The sequence below is a fragment of the Kribbella sp. NPDC050124 genome, assembly GCF_044460355.1.
Taxonomy (GTDB): domain Bacteria; phylum Actinomycetota; class Actinomycetes; order Propionibacteriales; family Kribbellaceae; genus Kribbella.
Genome location: NZ_JBITJU010000016.1, coordinates 145,246 through 164,624, shown reverse-complemented (window position 1 = coordinate 164,624; position 19,379 = coordinate 145,246). Strand labels below are relative to the sequence as shown.

General features: G+C 69.6%; 16 protein-coding genes. 11 read left to right on the top strand and 5 right to left on the bottom strand.

Going from position 1 to position 19,379, the window contains the following annotated elements; all coding sequences use genetic code 11:
- The 5 genes from ACIBL3_RS30980 (at position 1) to ACIBL3_RS30960 (ending at position 6,154) form a co-directional block, all read left to right on the top strand.
- The gene (locus ACIBL3_RS30980) at positions 1–1,050 is read left to right on the top strand and encodes a DUF6177 family protein (protein ID WP_396357274.1); all 1,050 of its coding nucleotides are present in this window, start codon (positions 1–3) and stop codon (positions 1,048–1,050) included.
- Positions 1,051–1,078: 28 nt separating this feature from the next.
- A complete protein-coding gene (eccD, locus tag ACIBL3_RS30975) occupies positions 1,079–2,401 on the top strand; it encodes a type VII secretion integral membrane protein EccD (protein ID WP_396357273.1) in 1,323 nt (440 codons plus the stop codon).
- A 178-nt stretch (positions 2,402–2,579) separates the two neighbouring features.
- Complete coding sequence (locus ACIBL3_RS30970; protein WP_396357272.1) at positions 2,580–3,773, top strand: RNA-guided endonuclease InsQ/TnpB family protein; 1,194 nt, start codon at positions 2,580–2,582, stop codon at positions 3,771–3,773.
- 269 nt (positions 3,774–4,042) lie between these two features.
- On the top strand, positions 4,043–5,398 hold the full coding sequence (locus ACIBL3_RS30965) for a MinD/ParA family protein (RefSeq protein WP_396357271.1): 1,356 nt from the start codon (positions 4,043–4,045) through the stop codon (positions 5,396–5,398).
- 186 nt (positions 5,399–5,584) lie between these two features.
- On the top strand, positions 5,585–6,154 hold the full coding sequence (locus ACIBL3_RS30960) for a Rieske (2Fe-2S) protein (protein WP_396357270.1): 570 nt from the start codon (positions 5,585–5,587) through the stop codon (positions 6,152–6,154).
- Positions 6,155–6,207: 53 nt separating this feature from the next.
- On the opposite strand, the gene ACIBL3_RS30955 is transcribed toward ACIBL3_RS30960, so the two are convergent.
- Both ACIBL3_RS30955 and ACIBL3_RS30950 read right to left on the bottom strand, forming a co-directional pair.
- Entirely contained in the window at positions 6,208–7,428 is a 1,221-nt protein-coding gene (locus ACIBL3_RS30955) for a S8 family peptidase (protein WP_396357269.1), read from the bottom strand.
- A gap of 147 nt (positions 7,429–7,575) precedes the next feature.
- Positions 7,576–8,031 (bottom strand): DUF6194 family protein, encoded by a 456-nt coding sequence (locus ACIBL3_RS30950; RefSeq protein WP_396357268.1) that lies wholly within the window; start codon positions 8,029–8,031, stop codon positions 7,576–7,578.
- A gap of 82 nt (positions 8,032–8,113) precedes the next feature.
- Here ACIBL3_RS30950 and uvrC point away from each other — a divergent pair, with 82 nt between their 5' ends.
- Genes uvrC through yvcK form a run of 3 tightly spaced genes read left to right on the top strand, consistent with a single transcriptional unit; the run spans position 8,114 to position 11,960 of the window.
- Complete coding sequence (gene uvrC / locus ACIBL3_RS30945; protein ID WP_396357267.1) at positions 8,114–10,159, top strand: excinuclease ABC subunit UvrC; 2,046 nt, start codon at positions 8,114–8,116, stop codon at positions 10,157–10,159.
- Positions 10,159–11,022, top strand: coding sequence for an RNase adapter RapZ (gene rapZ / locus ACIBL3_RS30940; protein WP_396357265.1), 864 nt, complete (start codon positions 10,159–10,161; stop codon positions 11,020–11,022). Before uvrC ends, rapZ begins: the two co-directional genes overlap by 1 nt.
- The gene (yvcK, locus tag ACIBL3_RS30935) at positions 11,019–11,960 is read left to right on the top strand and encodes a uridine diphosphate-N-acetylglucosamine-binding protein YvcK (RefSeq protein WP_396357263.1); all 942 of its coding nucleotides are present in this window, start codon (positions 11,019–11,021) and stop codon (positions 11,958–11,960) included. Before rapZ ends, yvcK begins: the two co-directional genes overlap by 4 nt.
- A gap of 109 nt (positions 11,961–12,069) precedes the next feature.
- On the opposite strand, the gene ACIBL3_RS30930 is transcribed toward yvcK, so the two are convergent.
- Entirely contained in the window at positions 12,070–13,557 is a 1,488-nt protein-coding gene (locus ACIBL3_RS30930; protein WP_396357262.1) for a hypothetical protein, read from the bottom strand.
- Positions 13,554–14,060: a SigE family RNA polymerase sigma factor gene (locus ACIBL3_RS30925; RefSeq protein ID WP_396357261.1), complete on the bottom strand. Its 507-nt coding sequence runs from the start codon at positions 14,058–14,060 to the stop codon at positions 13,554–13,556. The genes ACIBL3_RS30930 and ACIBL3_RS30925 overlap by 4 nt, the downstream gene beginning before the upstream one ends.
- 134 nt (positions 14,061–14,194) lie before the next feature.
- On the opposite strand from ACIBL3_RS30925, the gene whiA reads away from it, so the two are divergent.
- Both whiA and ACIBL3_RS30915 read left to right on the top strand, forming a co-directional pair.
- On the top strand, positions 14,195–15,178 hold the full coding sequence (gene whiA, locus ACIBL3_RS30920) for a DNA-binding protein WhiA (RefSeq protein WP_112238983.1): 984 nt from the start codon (positions 14,195–14,197) through the stop codon (positions 15,176–15,178).
- 92 nt (positions 15,179–15,270) lie between these two features.
- The gene (locus tag ACIBL3_RS30915) at positions 15,271–15,624 is read left to right on the top strand and encodes a hypothetical protein (RefSeq protein ID WP_396357260.1); all 354 of its coding nucleotides are present in this window, start codon (positions 15,271–15,273) and stop codon (positions 15,622–15,624) included.
- Positions 15,625–15,704: 80 nt separating this feature from the next.
- Here the strand turns inward: ACIBL3_RS30915 and ACIBL3_RS30910 are convergent, their stop codons facing one another.
- A complete protein-coding gene (locus ACIBL3_RS30910; RefSeq protein WP_396357259.1) occupies positions 15,705–16,475 on the bottom strand; it encodes a sulfite exporter TauE/SafE family protein in 771 nt (256 codons plus the stop codon).
- Positions 16,476–16,586: 111 nt separating this feature from the next.
- Here ACIBL3_RS30910 and ACIBL3_RS30905 point away from each other — a divergent pair, with 111 nt between their 5' ends.
- Positions 16,587–19,373 (top strand): BTAD domain-containing putative transcriptional regulator, encoded by a 2,787-nt coding sequence (locus tag ACIBL3_RS30905; protein ID WP_396357258.1) that lies wholly within the window; start codon positions 16,587–16,589, stop codon positions 19,371–19,373.
- Positions 19,374–19,379: the final 6 nt, after the last annotated feature.

The following is a 19,379-nucleotide window of genomic DNA, read 5'->3' as shown; positions in this document are numbered from 1 at the left end:
ATGCCGAACGACCTGATCTTCAGCCCGGGCGTCGACCTGATCACGGAGAACGTCGCCGTCGTCATGCAGGACCGTCCGGTGATTGGCATGTCGGCCTGGCTGAGCGACGCGCTGACCTCGGCGAAGATGGCTCAGCGGGACGTGCAGCTGGTCACGCCGAAGAGCTCGAAACTGACCTGGCCGGTCCGGTCGACGCTGTTCAAGGGCGCGTTCTCCAAGTGGGTCGTCACCGGCGAGGACGGCGAGTACTTCGACGGGCTGAACGGCGTACGGCTGAAGTGGAACGGCGACATGTTCATCGCCCGTTCGGCGGTCAAGCCCGGTGAGCAGAGCTCCGACCTGCACCCGGACTACGTCATCCAGGAAGATCCGTTCGGTCAATTGCAGTTCACCGTGCGGGTCCGGCACAAGCCGGTCGACAGCCTGGTGCTGGGTCGGGTCGCCGAGCGGTTATTCACGACGGCCACTGGCAGCGGACCGGCCGGCTGGTCGACGTCGGAGCCGGTGACCCAGCCGTGGAGCCCGGAGGCCCTGACCGAGTACTGCCGGGACCGGGCCCCAGAGCCGACCTGGCTGATCCTCGCCGGGCAGCCGGGCGCGGAGTTCCGGCCGTCGGTCGGCACCCTCGAGGCTCGCCGGACCAAGTCCGGCGTGGACGAGACCGTCACGCTAGCGGTCTCCCAACCGGGGATGGAGTTCCCGGGCATGCACAAGGTCGGCGAGTGGATCGACGAGATCGCCGACGACTTCGAGCTCGTCTCGGCGATGGTGATGGGCTCGTACGGCGAAGCCGACGGCACGTACGCGCCGAGATTCCTGGGGATGGCCTGCCCGATCGGGTTGGCCGCCGGGAACGAGGCGGTCCGGGCGTCGAGCCTGACCGAGATGCTGACCGTCGAGGGGATCAGCAAGGCGCTGGCGATCGGGCCCTCGCACGCGCCGGCGGTCTGGTACCCGATCGGTGACGGGCGCAGTCCGCGCGACTGGGAGACCTACGCGACGCTGATGAAGAAGCTCATCCCGGCCGACGCACTGGCGGGTAAGCGGTGACGAACGATCAGAACAGGAGTTTGCAGGCATGAGCACCTACAGCCGGGTGACGGTGATCGGTCAGCGCCGGCGGCTGGACGCCGTACTGCCTGCTGACGAGCCGCTCGGCGTGCTGCTCCCGGACTTGCTGCGGATGCTCGACGAGCCGCTGCAGCAGACCCCGCAGCGGCGCTTCCTGACCACCGCGACCGGCGTGCTGGTGCCGCCGGAGGGGACGCTCTCGTCGGCGCAGATCATCGACGGATCGGTGCTGCGGCTGGCCGCCGAGGGCGAGTTGCCGCCGCCTCCGACCGTGTACGACGTGACCGAGGAAGCGGTCGAGGACCTCAAGCGTCGCGGTTCGACCTTCAAGCCTGCGCACCGCCGGATCCTGGCCGGGGCCGGCCTGGTGTTCTCGATCATCGCGGCTTCGATCTCCCTGCTGGTCGCCGCGCCGAACGTGCTCACCGGTGTGATCTTGCTGGTGCTGGCGGCGATCTGTGCCTTCATCGGAATCGCGCTGGGCCGGTCCGGCAACAAGGTCGTCGCGATCCCGTTGGTCACGGTGGCAACCGTCGTACTGGCGCTGGCTGCTGCGTTCTGGGCGCTTGATGCCGGCTGGAACCTCGGGCTGTCGATCGCCGTCGGTGCGCTCTGCCTCGCGTTCGGGCCGATGTTCTACGCAGCGGCCGGCGTGGCCGGTGGCGGTGTGGTTGCCGGTGCGACGGCGATCCTGTTCGTGGCGATCTGGATGATCGGCGCGGGCACTGGGCTCGATGCGGACCGCATCGGTGCGCTGGCAGCCCTGCTGGCTGTGTTGCTGCTCGGTCTGCTGCCGCGGTTGGCGCTGGCGTTGTCCGGGCTGTCCGGTCTGGACGACCGGCGTGCGTCGGGTCAGGAGATCATGCGCGGCGACGTGCAGGCCGCACTCAATGCCGCACACCTTGGCCTGGCGCTGGCGGTGGTGCCGATCGCGATCTCGTCCGCGGTGGCTGGAATCATGCTGCTGCGCCAAGGCGGGGCGTGGGCGATCGCGCTGGCGCTGGTACTGGCGTTCCTGCTCGCGTCTCGGTCCCGGCTGTACCCGCTGGTGAGTGAGGTCGCCGTACTGTTCGCGGCGGCGTTCACGATCGTGTCGGGCTGCGTGCTGATCGCGGCGGTCAACGGTCAGGGCGGCGCGTTCATCGCGCTCGGGTTGCTGGTGCTGGTGGCGATGTTCTGCGCGTTCGGTCTCAGTTTCGCACCGGCGGAGCATGTCCGTGCGCGGCTCACCCAGCTGCTCGACTATCTTGAGGTCGGGGCGATCATCGTGACGGTCCCCCTGGCGCTGGGAGTCTTCGGCGTCTACTCCGACCTGCTGAACGCATTCTGACGACCGGATGGAATGCCCAAGATAAGTGGCGCGAGCGCTGGGGCAGCATCTCGTCATCGAGCAGCCCAGACTGGTGGTTCGTCACGAAGAGCAGGTGGACGAGAAAGGCCGAAACCACCTGTGTGCCAAGGCGATTCTCGTCACGGACGGGTATGGACGAGCGGTAGTGTGTCTTCCCGTGAGCATCGTTCGCTACAGGTACCGCGTGTACCCGACCGCGTCGCAGAGGCAGGCGCTGGTGCGGGTGTTCGGTTGTGTCCGGGTGGTGTTCAACGACTCGTTGCGCCTGCGGCAGAACGCGCACGAGGCGGGTGAGAAGCTCAGCGACAGTGAGGTTCAGCGGCGGGTGGTCACGCTGGCGAAGGCCACGCCTGAGCGGGTGTGGCTCGCAGAAGCGCCGTCTGTGGCGCTGGTTCAGGCGTGCAACGACGCGCGCCGTGCGTACAGGAACTGGTTCGACTCGCGGTCCGGGCGTCGCAAGGGCCGCAGGATAGGCCGCCCGAAGCGCCGGAAGAAGGCGAACCGCCAGAGCATCCGGCTGACCCGCAACGGGTTCTCCTTGCGTGGTGAGCGGCTGTATGTAGCCAAGGTCGGCGAACTGAAGGTCCGCTGGTCCAGGGACTTGCCGTCGGTCCCGTCGTCGGTGACCGTCGTGATGGAGCCGGATGGGCGTTACTACGCGTCGTTCGTGGTTGAGGTCGCAGACACGCCGCTGCCGAAGGTCCAGCGTCAGGCTGGCGTGGACCTGGGGTTGTCGACGTTCGCGACCGTCGCGGCTACGGACGGCACGACGGAGAAGGTTGAGAACCCGCGGCACCTGCGGAAGGCCGAGCGTCGGCTGGCGCATGCCCAGAAGGCTATGTCGCGCAAGCAGAAGGGTTCGGCCAACCGCAACAAGGCTCGTCGCCGGGTCGCCGTGCTGCACAGGAAGGTGCGGGACGCCCGGGCTGATCACGCGCACAAGGCGGCTCTTCGTCTGATCCGTGAGAACCAAGCGGTTCATGTCGAAGACCTGTCGATCGCCGGGCTCGGCCGGACCAGGGTGGCGAAGTCGGTGCACGACGCCGGCTGGGGCCAGTTCCTGCGGGTGCTGGCGGAGAAGGCGGCCCGGTACGGCAGGGCGGTGACGAAGGTGGACCGCTGGTTCCCGAGCACTCGGTTGTGTTCGGTTTGCGGTGTGCTGGGTGGTGCGAAGCCGCTGAGTGTTCGCCAGTGGCGGTGCGATTGTGGTGCTGTGCATGACCGCGACGAGAATGCGGCACGCAATATCCTGGCGGCCGGGCAGGCCGCGACTGCCTGTGGAGGCGGTGTAAGCCCGGACCTCGGTCCGGCCGTCGTCGGCGAAGCAGGAACCCACCGGAGTGCCGCATGAGCGGCACGGAAGGAATCCCCGTCGGTCATGACAGGGAGGATGCCAATGAATCGAACTGGCAGGGTGACATGCTGCGCCGGATGGCGGAGCAGTCACCGGCCGAAGACCCTGACCGCCCGGACACCCCGCCCGCCCCGCCGCCGGCCCCAGCTGGGCAGGGCGGCCCTGCGATGCCCCCTGCACCACAGCAGGGCTATCCGCAGCAACAGCCGGGCCCGCCACAGCAGGGTATGCCTCCGCGGCAGGGAGTGCCTCCGCAGCAGCAGGGGATGCCTCCGGAGCAGGGTGGGTATCAGCCGGGGCCGTATCAGGCGCCGTACGGGCAGCAGCAGCCGCCTCCTCCGGAGTACCAGCAGCAGTATCCGCAGCAGCAGTACCCACCCCAGCAGTACGAGCAGCAGCCGCCGCCTCCGCAGTACCCACCGCAGCAGTACCCGCCGGAGCAATACCCTCCGCAGCAGCCCTATCCGCCGGAGCAGTACGCGCCGTACGAGCAGCAGCCGCCGTACCCGCCTCAGCAGGGTTATCCACCGCAGCAGGGGTATCCGCCGGAGCAGTACCCGCAGCAGGGGTACCAGCAGCCGCCGCCGTACCAACCTGGGCCGTACGAGCAGCAGCAGTACGCTCCGCCGCCGTACGAGCAGTACCCACCGGAGCCCCAGTACCAGCAGCCTCCGCCGTACGAGCAGTACCCGCCGCAGGGTCAGCATCACCCCGGGCAGGTGCCGCACGAGGACTACTACGACCAGCAGCCGCAGCAGCACCCCGGGGGAGGCTGGGCTGCGCCGCCGACTCCGCAGTCGGATCAGCTCGGTACGCCGATGGGCGAGCCGGAAGGGGACTCGGTCTTCCGCCGGTTCCGCCGGATCGCCTCCGAAGCGGCGTACCTGGTCGGCGCCTCGGGCCGAATGCAGCGCGACGTGGACAACATCGCGACGATTCGCCGGCCGATCGCGATCATGCGCCGGGTCGGTGTCCTGAGCCCGGTCACCAACGGCGGTACGTCGACCGTCGCCGCCCTGCTGTCCACCATGCTGGCCGTCCAGCGTTCCGACCGCGTGGTCGCGGTCGACGCGGACCCGGGTGGCGCCGAGCTGTCCCGGCGACTGGAGCTGTCCGTCGGCGCCGGTCCGATCGAGCGAGTCACTCTGGTCCGCAGCGAGGGCACCGCTGACGCCGTACGCGCGACGCTCGCGGAAGCGCAGGGCCAAGGGTCACGGGATGTCGGGCTGGCCGTCGTCGACTGCCCAGGTGGTCTGTTCGACGAGGTGGGTAGCGAGATGGCCGGCTCCGGGCACTGTGCGGTCGTGGTCGTGCCGTCCGTGCAGCACGTGGCGGAGTACTGCCTGTCGCAGCTCGACCAGCTGACACCGGGCGGCCAGGACGTGCTGCTCAGTCGCGGCATCGTCGTCATCACGGTGGTCGAGAACGTCGACCCGGCGTCTGTGGGCTGGCTCGTGGAGGCCTTCCGTCAGCGAGGCATGGAGCCGGTCGTGCTGCCGTTCGACCTGCACATAGCGCAGTCCTGGCCACTGTACAGCGAGCAGTTGCAGTCCGGCACCCGCCGTACCGTCCTCGAGCTTGCCGCACGGGTCGTGGAGACGGTCACCCACACTGCCAGCTGACGCACAGCGGGCTCGCAGCAAAGCCTCAAAGCCCGGTTGAATCCTGAAAAGGTGCTCAAACGCTGAACCGTTCGGGTGATCCGGTCGTTTGTCCCGGTATCCGCCCCGTACTTGAGGGGCCGGGTAGACAACTAAGAAGCAAAGCGTTCAACTACTTTGACCGGAAGCTCCTGGAGGTCCGAATTCATGAGCGATGACACCATGGCCCCACCCGCAACCCCCGAGGCCGCGCCTGTTGCGGATGACCTGCGCGACCGGAGGTCGGTGCTGCGCTGCGCTGCGATGGTTGCGCTGGCCGGCGCCAGCGCGCCGATCCTGGCCGCCTGCGGTGGGGGAGACGACGCCGGCTCGGCCGGCACCACCGGGACCAGCTCGGCCCCGACGAGCAGTGCGCCGACCACAGCTACCAGCTCGGCTCCGTCGTCGAGCGCTCCGTCGTCGAGCGCTCCGGCGACAACCGCGAGCGGGACGGTGCTCGGCCCGACATCCGACGTGCCGGTGGGTGGCGGGAAGGTGTTCACCGGCGCCAAGGTCGTCGTGACGCAGCCGGCCGCCGGCCAGTACAAGGGCTTCTCGGCCGTGTGCACCCACCAGGGCAACCCGATCGGCTCGGTCGAGGGCGGTCAGATCGTGTGCCCGTTCCACAACAGCCACTTCAGCATCACCGACGGCAGCCCGGTGAGTGGCCCGGCGCGGAGCGCGCTGCCGGCCGTCAACGTCGCCGTCCAGGGCAGCAACATCGTCCAGACGTCCTGAGACAGGCGAAGAGCCCGGTCCTCCGGGGGGCCGGGCTCTTCAGCTTCGGCAGGTCAGCCTTGGGCGGCCGGGTCGGCCTTCCCGACGAACAGCAGCTTGTTCGGCGAGCCCTCGCCCGGGTCGCCCACCTTGTCCGGGGTGGACGCACCGACCAGCGCGGTCGTCACCTCGGCCGGCGTGGCGTCCGGGTGGTCGGACAGGTACAGCGCGATCCCACCGGCCACGTGCGGCGTGGCCATCGACGTACCGCTCATCGTGGCGGTCGACTCCGGGTCGGTGATGCCGACGGACTCGACGTCTACGCCCGGCGCGAACAGGTCGACGCACTTGCCCCAGTTCGAGAACGACGCCTTCTGGTCCTGGTCGTCGGTCGCGCCGACCGTGATCGCGGACCGCTCCCGGGCCGGCGAGCCGCCGCAGGCGTCCGAGCTCTCGTTGCCAGCGGCAACGGCGTAGGTGATGCCGGCGTCCACCGACGCCTTCACCGCCGCGTCCAGCGCGTCGTCCGCGCCGCCGCCGAGGCTCATGTTCGCGACCGCGGGCTTCTTCGCGTTCTTGGTCACCCAGTCGATACCGCCGATGACCGACTCGGTCGAGCCCGAGCCCTTGCAGTCGAGCACCCGGACCCCGAACACCTTGGCGCCCTTGGCCAGGCCGTACGTCGATCCGGCGATGGTGCCGGCCACATGGCTGCCATGCCCCATGCAGTCGACGCCGTTCTGGCCGTCGCCGACCGTGTCGGTGCCGACCGCGGCGCGGTCGCCGAAGTCCTTGTGCGCGGCGTAGATGCCGGTGTCGATCACGTAGACGTTCACGTTCTCGGCGGCGCCGGACGGCGTGAACTTCTTGTCCAGCGGCAGATCGCGCTGGTCACTGCGGTCTAGTCCCCACGGCGGATTGTCCTGGCTCATAGTGATCTTCTGGTTCTGCTGGACGAACGCGACCCGCTTGTCACCGGCCAGCTTCTTCGCCTGCTCCGCGTTCATCGTCGCCGAGAAGCCCTTGACCGACGCGTCGTACTGCTTGGCCACCTTCACGTCGTAGCTGCTCGCCAGGGTGGCGTTGGTGGCCCGGGTCTCGGCCTGGCTGCGCTGGCCGGCCAGGACGACGATGTAGCTGTCCGGGATCGCGTTGGCGCTGCCGGCGCCGCGGATGCTGACACCGGCGTCCGGTGCGGCGTCACTACCGGCTGCGGTGGCGACGATGCCGGTGGCGGCGAGCGCGGATGCGGCGAGTGCTCCCAGCACGGCCCGCGGTCTGCGGATGGGGGACATGGGCGGCTCCCTCGAGTCAGCGCAAGGCCCAGTTGCCTCACGCAAAGGTCCTGCGCATCTACCCTGGGTCACACGCTAGGGAGTGCGCTCATCCCAACCGGGGGTCAAACCGGGCTTATGAGGCAAGCCGCAACACGACCGCAAGGTTCAGCTGGTTTGGCGGGCCCGGTGCTTGGCGTACTTGCGCGCGGCGAACTCGTAGGCCTCGGTGATCAGGTCCTGGAGTGCCGCCGGATCGGTGGGGGAGACGATGCAGACCCAGTGCTGCGAGGCGTAGAACGGGTGCGGCATCAACTGGTCGCGGGCGGTGTAGTCGTGGCCGGAGTCCAGCACCCAGTCCGCGTCCCGCTCGGTCGGCACGGCGCCGAACAGCGAGGTGTACGTCGCCTTGGTCAGGCCGAGGTTGAGTCGCCAGGCTCCGGGCTCGTCCAGCCGGGACACCTTCTCGTAGTGGTCGCCGGTCACGATGGTGGCGAACGGCTGCTGCCGCTCGGGCGGCAGGTCGCCGGCGGGGTCGTACAGGTAGAACAGGTCGTCCTGGGCCTCGAGGATCCGGACGCCGTCGTACCTCTTGATCAGGAGGTCCAGCTCGTCAACGGTCATGCCTTCAAGTGTGTCATTGAAGCTGCGATAGAGACTTTGGCGGAATTCCGACTTTGTCCGTGCGGCGAACTAGGGTGGATGGGTGGCTGATCCGTCCTCCTACCGTCCCGCTCCAGGGTCGATCCCCGACTCGCCTGGCGTCTACCGCTTCAGCGACGCCGCCGGGCGGGTGATCTACGTCGGCAAGGCGAAGAACCTGCGGGCCCGGCTGTCGTCGTACTTCCAGGACCTGGTGAACCTGCACCCGCGCACCCAGGCGATGGTGACGACGGCCGCGAAGGTCGAGTGGACGGTGGTCGCCAGCGAGGTCGAGTCGCTGCAACTGGAGTACTCCTGGATCAAGGAGTACGACCCACGGTTCAACGTGAAGTACCGCGACGACAAGTCGTACCCGTGGCTCGCGATCACCCTCAACGAGGACTACCCGCGGGTGATGGTCGGCCGCGGCCAGAAGAAGAAAGGCGTGCGGTACTTCGGCCCCTACAGCCACGCCTGGGCGATCCGGGAGACCGTGGACCTGCTGCTGCGGGTGTTCCCGATGCGCTCGTGCAGCAAGGGCGTGTTCAACCGGCACCGCCAGATCGGCCGGCCCTGCCTGCTCGGCTACATCGGCAAGTGCGCGGCGCCGTGCACCGGCCAGGTCAGCCAGGACGAGCACCGCAAGATCGTCGACGACTTCGCGGCGTTCCTGTCCGGCCAGACGGCGACGTACGTACGCCGGCTGGAGAAGGAGATGAAGGCCGCCGCGGCCGAGCTCGAGTACGAGCGGGCCGCGAAGATCCGCGACGACCTGGCCGCCCTGGAGAAGGCGCTGGCCAAGAACGCGGTCGTCCTCGGCGACGGCACCGACACCGACGTGATCGCGCTCAGCGAGGACCCGCTCGAGGTCGCCGTCCAGATCTTCTACGTCCGCGGTGGCCGGATCCGCGGTGAGCGCGGCTGGATCGCCGACAAGGCGGACGGTACGGCGACCACCGGCGACCTGGTGTCGCGGTTCATTCAGCAGACGTACGCCGGCGACTCGGGCGACGCGATCCCGCGGGAGATCCTGGTCCCGACCGAGCCGGAGGACGCGGCCGCGCTGACCGAGTGGCTGTCGGAGCTGCGCGGCTCGAAGGTGTTCATCCGGGTCCCGCAGCGCGGTGACAAGAAGGCGCTGATGGAGACCGTCGAGCGCAACGCGCTGCAGACGCTCACCATGCACAAGACCAAGCGGGCCAGCGACCTGACCACCCGCAACCAGGCGCTCGAGGAGATCCAGGCCGGGCTCGACCTGCCCGAGGCGCCGCTGCGGCTGGAGTGCTACGACGTCTCGAACCTGCAGGGCACCGAGGTCGTCGCGTCGATGGTGGTCTTCGAGGACGGCCTGCCGCGCAAGAGCGAGTACCGCCGGTTCGTGATCAAGGGCGTCGACGGGCAGAACGACGTCGCCTCGATCGCCGAGGTGCTGACCCGGCGGTTCAAGCGGCTCCTGGACGAGCGGGCCACCCTGCAGGACGACGAGGACCCGGCGGCCAACCTGATCGACCCGGAGACCGGCCGGGCCCGCAAGTTCTCCTACGCGCCAGGGCTGGTCGTCGTCGACGGCGGCCCTCCGCAGGTCGCGGCCGCCCGGCAGGCGCTGGACGAGCTCGGTCTCGGCGACATCCCGGTCTGCGGCCTGGCCAAACGGCTCGAGGAGGTGTGGCTGCCGGACGAGGAGGACCCGGTCATCTTCTCCCGGACGTCCGAGGGCCTCTACCTGCTGCAGCGGCTGCGCGACGAAGCCCACCGGTTCGCCATCACCCACCACCGCAGCCGGCGGTCCAAGTCGATGGTAGAGAGCGTGCTGGACGAGGTCGCCGGCCTCGGCGAGGTCCGCCGCAAGACCCTGCTGAAGCACTTCGGCTCGCTGAAGAAGTTGCGTCAGGCCACCATCGACGAGGTGGCCGCGCTGCCCGGATTCGGGCGCCGCACGGCGGAGTCCGTCGTACTGGCGGTGAACGCTGCCGCAACGAAGGCGGAAACCGGCCGGGCGCCGTCGGTGAACATGGCCACGGGCGAGATACTGGACGACGACGTCCCGGCGGCTGCCGGGCAGCGGTCGGTTGAAGCGGCCGACGGGGATCCAGGGAGAACAGAGAGCTGATGGACGACGCAGGCAATCTCGTCATCGTGTCCGGAATGTCCGGGGCGGGGCGAAGCTCGGTCGCGGACGTGTTGGAGGACCTCGGCTGGTTCGTGGTGGACAACCTGCCGCCGATGTTCCTCACCACCATCGTCGAGCAGGTGGTCGGCACCGGGGCCGCGCCGCGGCTCGCGGTCGTCGTCGACGTCCGGACCGGGATGTTCTTCGACGAGCTGCCGCAGGCGGTGCACGACCTGCGGCTGAAGGGGTACCGGCCGCTGACGCTGTTCCTGGAGGCCTCCGACGACGTGATCGTGCGGCGGCAGGAGAGCGTTCGCCGGCCGCACCCGCTGCAGGGCGAGGGCCGGCTGCTGACCGGGATCCAGCGCGAGCGCGAGCTGCTCGGCGACATCCGGGCCGGCGCCGACCTGGTCATCGACACCTCCAACATGAACATCCACCAGCTCGCCGCGAAGATCGTGAACGCCTTCGGCGACGAGGAGAACGCCGAGCTGCGGGCCACCGTGGTGTCGTTCGGGTTCAAGTACGGCATCCCGGTCGACGCCGACGTGGTCGCCGACATGCGGTTCATCCCGAACCCGTACTGGCAGCCCGACCTGCGCCCGATGACCGGGCAGGACCGTCCTGTGTCAGACTTCGTCCTCGGCCATCCGCTGGCCCAGCAGTTCCTGCAGAACTACGTGGACGTGCTGGACACCCTACGGACCGGCTACCTGAACGAGGGCAAGCGCTTCGTCACCGTCGCGATCGGCTGCACCGGGGGTAAGCACCGCAGCGTCGCGATGGCCGAGGAGATCGCCCGGCGGCTGCGCGAGAAAGGGTCACCGACCTTGGTCGTCCACCGAGATCTGGGGCGCGAGTGACGAGAGCCCCCAGAGTTGTCGCACTGGGAGGGGGGCATGGACTGGCTGCCTCTCTGTCCGCGCTTCGTCATGTCACTGACCAGCTGACTGCGGTTGTCACGGTTGCGGACAACGGTGGTTCGTCCGGTCGTCTGCGCAGTGAGCTCGGGGTGCTGCCGCCGGGTGACCTGCGGATGGCGCTGGCCGCGTTGTGCCGCGACGACGAGTGGGGCCGGACGTGGGCGGACGTGCTGCAGCACCGGTTCCGCAGCGACGGTGCGTTGCACGACCACGCAGTCGGGAACCTGCTGATCGTCGCGCTGTGGGAGCTGCTCGGCGAGGCCGTGGACGGGCTCGACTGGGTGGCCCGGTTGCTCGGCGCACAGGGCCGGGTCTTGCCGATGTCCGCCGTACCGCTGGACATCACTGCTCGCGTGCTCGGGCTGGATCCGGCCCATCCGGAGGCGATCACCGAGATCCGCGGCCAGGCCGAGGTGGCGACGACCGAAGGGCACGTGGTCGACGTCGCGCTCGACCCGGCCGACCCGCCGGCTTGTCCGGAGGCGCTGGTGGCGATCGCGGAAGCCGACTGGGTCGTCGTCGGACCGGGTTCGTGGTTCACGTCGGTGATCCCGAACCTGCTGGTCCCGGCGTTGTGCCGCGGGCTGGAGCAGACCAGCGCCCGGCGGGTGCTGACGCTGAACCTGGGGGAGCAGAAGGGCGAGACCGACGGTTTCTCGCCGGAGACCCACCTCGAGGTGCTGGCCGCGCACGCCCCGGACCTGCGGATCGACGTGGTCCTCGCCGACGAAGGCCACGTGCCCGACCCGGCGTCCCTGCGCCGTACGGCGGAGGCGCTCGGCGCGGAGCTGGTCATCGCCGACATCGCCGACGACGACCGCCACCTCCACCACGCCCCGGACAAACTCGCCAAGGTCTTCCGCGAGCTGCTCGTCTAGCCGTACGTCTGGCTTCGGACACCTTCTCGGGACCGCGGACATCTGATCAGATGTCCGCGGTCCCGACTACTTGTCCGGGCCCCTGCGGTAGCCAACCCGCGCCGACAGATCAGCTCGCGTCGATGTCGTGATTGGCGTCGTACACCTGCTTGCCCTGGGCGTCGAAGCCGCGGACCCGGACGTTCTTGACGTCGGAGTTCCCGCCGGTGAGACCCCAGATGAAGAACCCGTTCGAGATCAGTGCGCGGACCGGGCCGCTCGGCAGGTCGACCACGATCTGGGCGACCCCGTCGGGGACCTGGCCCCACGCCAGACCGACCCCGAACTTCCCGGTGGCGGGGACGCCGCCGCGGCTGTAGTCGTAGTGATCGGCCTTGTCGTACATGTGGCACCACGCGACGACGTTGTCGCCGGGGGAGACCAGCAGGGCGGTGAAGTCGATCCCGGTTCCGGTCTTCAGGGCGACCTTCCACTCCGGGGTGATCTTCCCGGCGTCGTAGGTCCGCGAGTCCTGACCCGGCAGGGCGCCGCCCTTGAGGTAGGCGTCGTCCGGCTTCTTGCACCGGGTCCGGATCGAGTCGTCACTGACCGGGCTGACCGGCGGCGCCGGCTGCAGCCGTTTGCCGGTGGCCGGGTCCTCGGTGAGCACGATCTCCGGGGTGATCGGCGCCGCGAGCTCGATCTTCCGGTCCGCCGGCACGGTCGGTTGCTGCGGCAGCTCCACCGGCTGGTACTTCCAGTCGTAGATCCGGCGGCCGTCGGCGTCGTACGCCCTGACCCGCTGGATCGTCGGTTCGGGCCGGCGTGCCCGGCCCGTGGCGTCGGGCGACGGCCAGCGGTACTGCTCCCAGCCCGGGAAGCCCAGTGTGAAGAATCCGTCGGGGCCGACCAGCGCCTGCCGTGGTGCTTGCTCGTCGACGAAGTTCACCAGGACCCGGGCGACGCCGTCAGCCGGGATCCGGACCTTTGCCGAGACGGCCTGGGTCTCACCCTCCGAACCGCCGGGGACCTTGCCCGGCGTCCCGAAGCTCTCTGTCGTGCTGTAGCGCCCGTTGGTCTTGGGCCGCTGCGGGCCCTCCATGGTGCAAGTGGATACGATCGACTGGTCGGGCGCCAGGAACAACGCCTGCAGACGGCTCTGGTCGCCGCTCTTCACGAGAACCTTCCAGCGGGCGTCGATCGGTCCCGCCTTGTCGAAGGTGTTCGAGCCGCGCTCCTGGTTGGCCTGGACGTACTCGTTGTCGTACTGCTTGCAGCGCTGCAGCACCTCGGCGTCCGACAGCGGGCTGACCGGAGGCGGGGCCGCGGCCTGCCGGCCGGACTCGTTGTCGACGACCTGTCCGGTCTTCGAGTCGACGGTGATGGTCTGGTTCTTCGGGTCGCCGGCCGGGTCCGCGGAGTCGTTCACGGTGTTCGACCAGGCGGCGACGCCGCCGATGATCGCCGCGGTGGTGAGGACGGCGGTGGTCGCGACGGCGATCCGGCCGCGGCGGACCGAACGGCGGCCACGGGCGAGGATGGCGTCGACGTCGGTGTGCAGTGGCCGGTCGGTGTCGTCGGCGGCTGCAGCCAGGAGGCGCTCGATGTCGGTGGTCACGAGGTGCTCTTTTCGGTGAGTCCGAGGAGTTGGCGGAGGTGCACGAGACCGCGGGAGGTCTGGCTCTTCACGGCGCCTTCGCCGATGCCGAGGATCTCGGCGGTCTGCTCGACGCTGAAGTCGGCGTAGTGCCGCAGTACGACGCACGCGCGCTGACCGGGCGCGAGTGCGGCGAGCGCCGCGACCACCACCGTGCGGTCGTCGACGGCCTGCAACGCGTCCGGCGCGGTCAGGATGTCGTCTCCGGGGTCGTCGAGATGTTCGCGCCGCCACGGTCGTCGCGCCTGGTCGAGCACGGAGGTCACGACGGCCTTGTGCGCGTAGCTGACCAGCCCCTCGCTGCGGTCGATGCGGTTCCAGCGGCGGTAGACCTTCACCAGCGCGTCCTGGGCCGCGTCCTCGGCCCGATGCCAGTCGCCGCACATCAGGTACGCCGTACGTCGCAACCGTCGGATCGTGATCGCGGCGAACTCGGTGAACTCGTCGTCGTCGCGTCTTCGCATCCGGCCCCCTCTGCCGATCAATTCTGTCGTCGAGGGAACGCATCGGGCCCTCCGGGAGGTTGCATCCCTGCGTAACCAGGTCCGCGATGCGCCCGTTGAACGAGGGTCTTTGACAACGGTGGGAGGATGCCTTCATGGCGATGACTGCACAGGTGAAGTCCGAACTGACCAGCATCCAGGTCACGAAACCCTGTTGCCGCAAGGCCGAGGTGTCGTCGGTCCTGCGGTTCGCGGGCGGTCTGCACCTGGTGTCGGGGCGGATCGTCGTCGAGGCCGAGCTGGACAGCGGGGCCGCGGCCCGGCGGCTGCGCAAGGACATCGCGGAGATCTTCGGGCACCCGTCGGACGTGGTGGTGATCTCCCCGTCCGGTATCCGGAAGCAGACCAAGTACGTCGTACGCGTCGTCCGTGACGGTGACGCGCTGGCCCGGCAGACCGGCCTGGTCGACAACCGCGGCCGCCCGGTCCGGGGTCTGCCGCCGGCGGTGGTGTCGGGTGCTTCCTGCGACGCGGTGGCGGCCTGGCGGGGTGCGTTCCTGGCGCACGGCTCGCTGACCGAGCCGGGCCGGTCGTCGTCCCTCGAGGTGACCTGTCCTGGTCCGGAGGCGGCGCTGGCGCTGGTCGGTGCGGCCCGGCGACTCGGGATCGGTTCGAAGGCGCGCGAGGTGCGCAACGTCGACCGCGTGGTGATTCGCGACGGCGATGCGATCGGCGCGCTGCTCACCCGGCTCGGTGCCCACGAGTCGGTGCTGGCCTGGGAGGAGCGCCGGATGCGCCGCGAGGTCCGCGCGACCGCGAACCGGCTGGCCAACTTCGACGACGCGAACCTGCGCCGCTCGGCTCGGGCAGCCGTCGCCGCGGGTGCGCGGGTCGAGCGGGCGCTGGAGATCCTCGGCGACGACGTACCGGACCACCTGCAGGTGGCGGGCAAGCTGCGGCTGGAGCACAAGCAAGCCAGCCTGGAGGAGCTCGGGCAGTTGCACGAGCCGGCGCTGACCAAGGACGCGGTGGCCGGCCGGATCCGCCGGCTGTTGGCGATGGCCGACAAGCGCGCCGCCGACCTCGGCATCCCGAACACCGAGGCCAACCTCACCCCGGACATGCTCGACCCAGCCTGACCGGATCGTTATCAAGCACGCCCCACGCGGCGCTTGTCATGTTGGTTGGATCTCCCCACGGGGGTTGCCATCCGATGAACAAGTGAGGACCGATGGGTACCCAAGAAGAAGAAGCCGCGGCGCTGGACAGGATTCACCAGGAAGCCATCGCGCGGGAGGCCGCCCGCCTGGCGGCCGAAGATGCGGCGCGCAAGGCCGCGGAGGAAGCGGCCAAGCAGCAGAACAGCATGGTCGCCGACAGCCCGGTGGTCAGCGGCTGGCCGGACAACGAGGTGCAGCAGGCGCCGCAGACCGGGCTCGGCAAGGTCGCCGGCGCCCTGCGGGTCGGCAGGGAAGGCGATGTGGCCTTCGCGCGCGACCTCCTGAACAGCGGGCAGGCGCCGCTCGGGGTGCTGCTGCGCCGGAGCAGAGTGGTGACGGCGCCAAGGAGAAGCTGGGTGCCGTAGTGACTCCGCGGGGGACGGCGCAGGCCTTCGGGCGGTGATCGACGCGGGCAGCGGTCCTGGATGTGTTCCAGGGCCGCTGCTCAGCGGATCAGTTCCGCCACGGCGAGTCTTGCCAGGAGCAGGCTGACGACCACGATCAGTACGACGCGAACGAAGCGCGACCCGCGGCGAAGCGCCTGACCTGCGCCGAGGCGGCTGCCGAGCATGTTGGCTGCGGCCATGCCGAGCCCGAGCATCCACAGCATCTGCCCCTGCCAGGCGAAGACCAGCAGAGCGCCGAGGTTCGAGCCGAGGTTGACGAGCTTCGACGTCGCCGATCCACGGGTGAAGTCGGTGCCGAGCAGCGTCGTGAGCGCGACGACCATCATCGTCCCGGTGCCCGGACCGACGAACCCGTTGTAGAACGGCAATGCCACCCCGGTCACAGCCACCACTGCGGCAACCCGGGCGCGGCTCGGCAGGACGCTGGTCGGAGCCACGCCCAGATCGCGGCGGGCGACCACCAGCACCAGGACGGCCATGAGCGCGGCCGCCACGACCGGACGCAGTACCTCTGGGGGTAGCGTGCCCGCAGCCGCGGCACCCGCTCCCGACAACGCCACTGCTGGGATGCCGCTCACCAATGCGAGCCGGACGTCGACCTTAGTCCGGCGGGCGAAGGTGACTGCCGCGCACGCCGTACCGGAGATGGACGACAGCTTGTCCGTCGCCAGCAGCGACACCGCCGGCGTACTGGGCAGCGCCAGCATCAGCACGGGCAACTGCACCAGCCCGCCACCACCCACGACAGCGTCGAACCAGCCGGCCACCGCCGCCGCGACAAGCAGCAGCGCGACGATCTCGATATCCATCGTGTCTTCCCCCGGGCGGTCGGGCGGCTCGCGGCAGCCACCTGTGTCGGCAGGTTCCCGGACCGGCGTTGGGTCAGCGTTGGCCCACTGGTGAGACAAGATGACCGCACTGTGAACAGACCGAAGCCGCGCTACCGCGTACTGGGGCCGATAGCGGTGGACGACGGCGACCGGACACAGGTGATCGATGCGGGCATCCGACGGACCCTGCTGGCTCTGCTGCTCAGCAGAGCGGGCTCGGTCGTGTCCCGCGACATCCTTGTGGACGCCGCATGGCAGGACGCGCGGCCGACGCAGGGAACTATCCGCTGGCACATGCACGCGCTACGACGGCTGCTCGGCGCCGGAGACGAGCTGACCAGTACGGCGGACGGGTACGTGCTGCACATCGCGCCGGACCAGCTCGATGCGAACCGGTTCGAGTCACTGCTGGCCGAAGGGCGTGAACGGGCCGACGAACCGGAGCGGGCCGCCGCGGTCCTGTCCGATGCACTCGGCCTCTGGCGCGGATCGGCGTACGAAGGCCTGGCGGAGGTCTCGTCGCTCCGGGACGAGGCGGACCGGCTGACCGAGGCACGGCTGCTGGCGCTGGAACTGCGGATCGAGGCGGACCTGGCGCTCGGCCGGCACCCTGCGCTGGTTCCCGAGCTGACCGTGGCAGTTGCCGAAAACCCTTTGCATGAAGGGTTCCGGGCCCAGCTGATGCTGTCGCTGTATCGCGGCGGCCGGACCGCCGACGCGCTGGCGACGTACCGCAGCGGCAGGGAGTTGCTCGCCGAGGAGCTCGGTCTGGACCCGGGAGAGCGGCTGCGCGAGCTCGAGCACGCGATCCTCGTGGCCGATCCGGCGCTGTCGCCCGGCGGCGAGATCCGTGCCCTCCGGACGCCGGCCGAGCTGCCACCGGACGTCGTCGACCTGGCCGGCCGGTCAACTGAGCTCGAACGGATCAGTGCCGTACTGCGGAGTTCGCAACGTCTGCCGATTGTCGCCGTCCACGGCCAGGGTGGTGTCGGCAAGTCGGCGCTGGCGATCAAGGCCGGGCATCGGGTCCGCGACGAGTTCCCGGACGGTCAGTTGTACGCCGACCTGCGCGGAGCGACACCTGGAGCGGTACCGCTCACGCCGTTGGCGGTGCTGCGCCGGTTTCTCCGCTCCCTTGGTGTACCCGACGACCAGGTGCCGTCCGACATCGACGAGGCGGCGGCGAGGTTCCGGTCACTCACGGCGGGCCGTCGCCTGCTGGTGCTGCTTGACGACGCCGTCGACGCTGCGCAGGTACGGCGGCTGACGCCGGGCGGGGGCGCCGTATTGGTGACCAGCCGGATGCCGATGGGAAGTCTGGACGGCGCTCTCCAGTGGCAACTCGATGCCTTGGCGGAGGAGGACGCGCTGGCGCTGCTGGATGAGCTGGCTGGTGCAGGCCGGGTCGCAGCCGAGCCCGAGGCCGCTGCGCAGGTCGTCGGCCTGTGCGGCCGGTTGCCGTTGGCCATTCGGATCGCCGGCGCGCGACTGGCAGCACGGCCGGACTGGCGCGTGGCGGACCTGGCAGGACGGTTGGCCGTCGGCGAGCGTCGCCTGGACGAGCTGAGTGACGCCGATCTATCGGTCCGGGCCAGCATCAGCGTGGGCAGGCAGAGCCTGGGCAGCGGCCGCACCGGTCGGCTCGCTGACCGGATCTTCCGGATGTTGCCGTTGCTCAACCTCACAGATCTCGACGACTACGCCATCGGCGCGCTGATCGATGCCCGGCCGGGCGACACTCAGGACGGTCTCGACCGGCTGGTGCTCGCCCGGCTGGTTGAGGTGCGCGCCTCGGGCCGGTACGGCATGCACGACCTGGTTCGGCTCTATGCGTCGGAAGTCGCCGGAGGACTGTCGACCGAGGTACGCGCTGCTGCGATCCGCCGTACCGGTCACGCCTATCTCGCTACGCTCAGAGCGGCGTCCAGCCTGCATGCAACCACCGCGTCGAGACTGTGGTTGACGTCGGGCGCATCCGAGCTCACCTGGGATCCGGCGTCACTCGCAGACCGTGATGCGGCGTCTTCGTGGGTTGATGCCGAACGCGAGAACCTGGTGGCCGTTGCAGCGCTGCAGGACGATCCGGCAGTCGTGGTCGGCTTCGCCGCGGCTGCGCACAGTTCGTTCGCGAGCCGCGGCTGGCACTCCGAGGCGCTGCGGCTCGGCAGGCTGGCGCTGGACGCTGCTGAGGAGGCGGGAGAGCCGATCCTCGTCGCGACCGCGGCCCATGCCTGGGGTTCGGCACAGATCGCGCACCGGCCGAGTGCGGCCGTCGAGCCGCTGCAGACGGCCCGGGACCAGTTCGCGGTGCTGGGCGACAAGTTGCGGGAGGCGCGGGTCTGCGCCACCCTCTCGCACGCCTTGGTGATGTCCGGTCGACCGCGGCAGGCCGAGCAGGAGCTCACTCGCTCGGCCGGGCTGAACCACGCAATCGGCGAGCCCGGGGTGGAGGCCGTCGACCTGACCAACCTCGGCATCGTGCTGCACCACCAGGGACGGCTCGCGGAGGCGCGTGCGCGGCACCACGAGGCGTTGAAGCTACGGCAGCAGCTGGGCCATGTCACCGGCCAGGGGATATCGATGGCGAACCTCGGGCAGATTGCTCTCGACGCAGGGGAACCGCGGCAGGCAGCCCAGTGGCTGACCGATGCCATCGACCTGCTGGCCGGATGGCCGAACGAGTTGGGCCTGGGCAGGCTGCTGTGGGACCTCAGTACGGCGTACCGGCTGATCGGCCTCGCGAATCGTGCGCTGGCCGAGCGGGAACGCTCACTGGAGGTGCTCGCCGGCTACGACTTGCTCACCTCCGAGCAGGTGGCGGCGTTGCTGGTGGAGCCGGAGCCGTCGATGCCCGCGCCGTACCGCCGGTTCGCCTGAAACCCT

What these genes read in the sequence shown, in the direction of transcription:
- ACIBL3_RS30980 (WP_396357274.1), top strand. Translation starts at nt 1, where the DNA reads ATGCCGAACGACCTGATCTTCAGCCCGGGCGTCGACCTGATCACGGAG.
- eccD (WP_396357273.1), top strand. Translation starts at nt 1,079, where the DNA reads ATGAGCACCTACAGCCGGGTGACGGTGATCGGTCAGCGCCGGCGGCTG.
- ACIBL3_RS30965 (WP_396357271.1), top strand. Translation starts at nt 4,043, where the DNA reads ATGCCTCCGGAGCAGGGTGGGTATCAGCCGGGGCCGTATCAGGCGCCG.
- ACIBL3_RS30960 (WP_396357270.1), top strand. Translation starts at nt 5,585, where the DNA reads ATGAGCGATGACACCATGGCCCCACCCGCAACCCCCGAGGCCGCGCCT.
- ACIBL3_RS30955 (WP_396357269.1), bottom strand. Translation starts at nt 7,428, where the DNA reads ATGTCCCCCATCCGCAGACCGCGGGCCGTGCTGGGAGCACTCGCCGCA.
- ACIBL3_RS30950 (WP_396357268.1), bottom strand. Translation starts at nt 8,031, where the DNA reads ATGACCGTTGACGAGCTGGACCTCCTGATCAAGAGGTACGACGGCGTC.
- rapZ (WP_396357265.1), top strand. Translation starts at nt 10,159, where the DNA reads ATGGACGACGCAGGCAATCTCGTCATCGTGTCCGGAATGTCCGGGGCG.
- ACIBL3_RS30925 (WP_396357261.1), bottom strand. Translation starts at nt 14,060, where the DNA reads ATGCGAAGACGCGACGACGACGAGTTCACCGAGTTCGCCGCGATCACG.
- whiA (WP_112238983.1), top strand. Translation starts at nt 14,195, where the DNA reads ATGGCGATGACTGCACAGGTGAAGTCCGAACTGACCAGCATCCAGGTC.
- ACIBL3_RS30915 (WP_396357260.1), top strand. Translation starts at nt 15,271, where the DNA reads ATGGGTACCCAAGAAGAAGAAGCCGCGGCGCTGGACAGGATTCACCAG.
- ACIBL3_RS30910 (WP_396357259.1), bottom strand. Translation starts at nt 16,475, where the DNA reads ATGGATATCGAGATCGTCGCGCTGCTGCTTGTCGCGGCGGCGGTGGCC.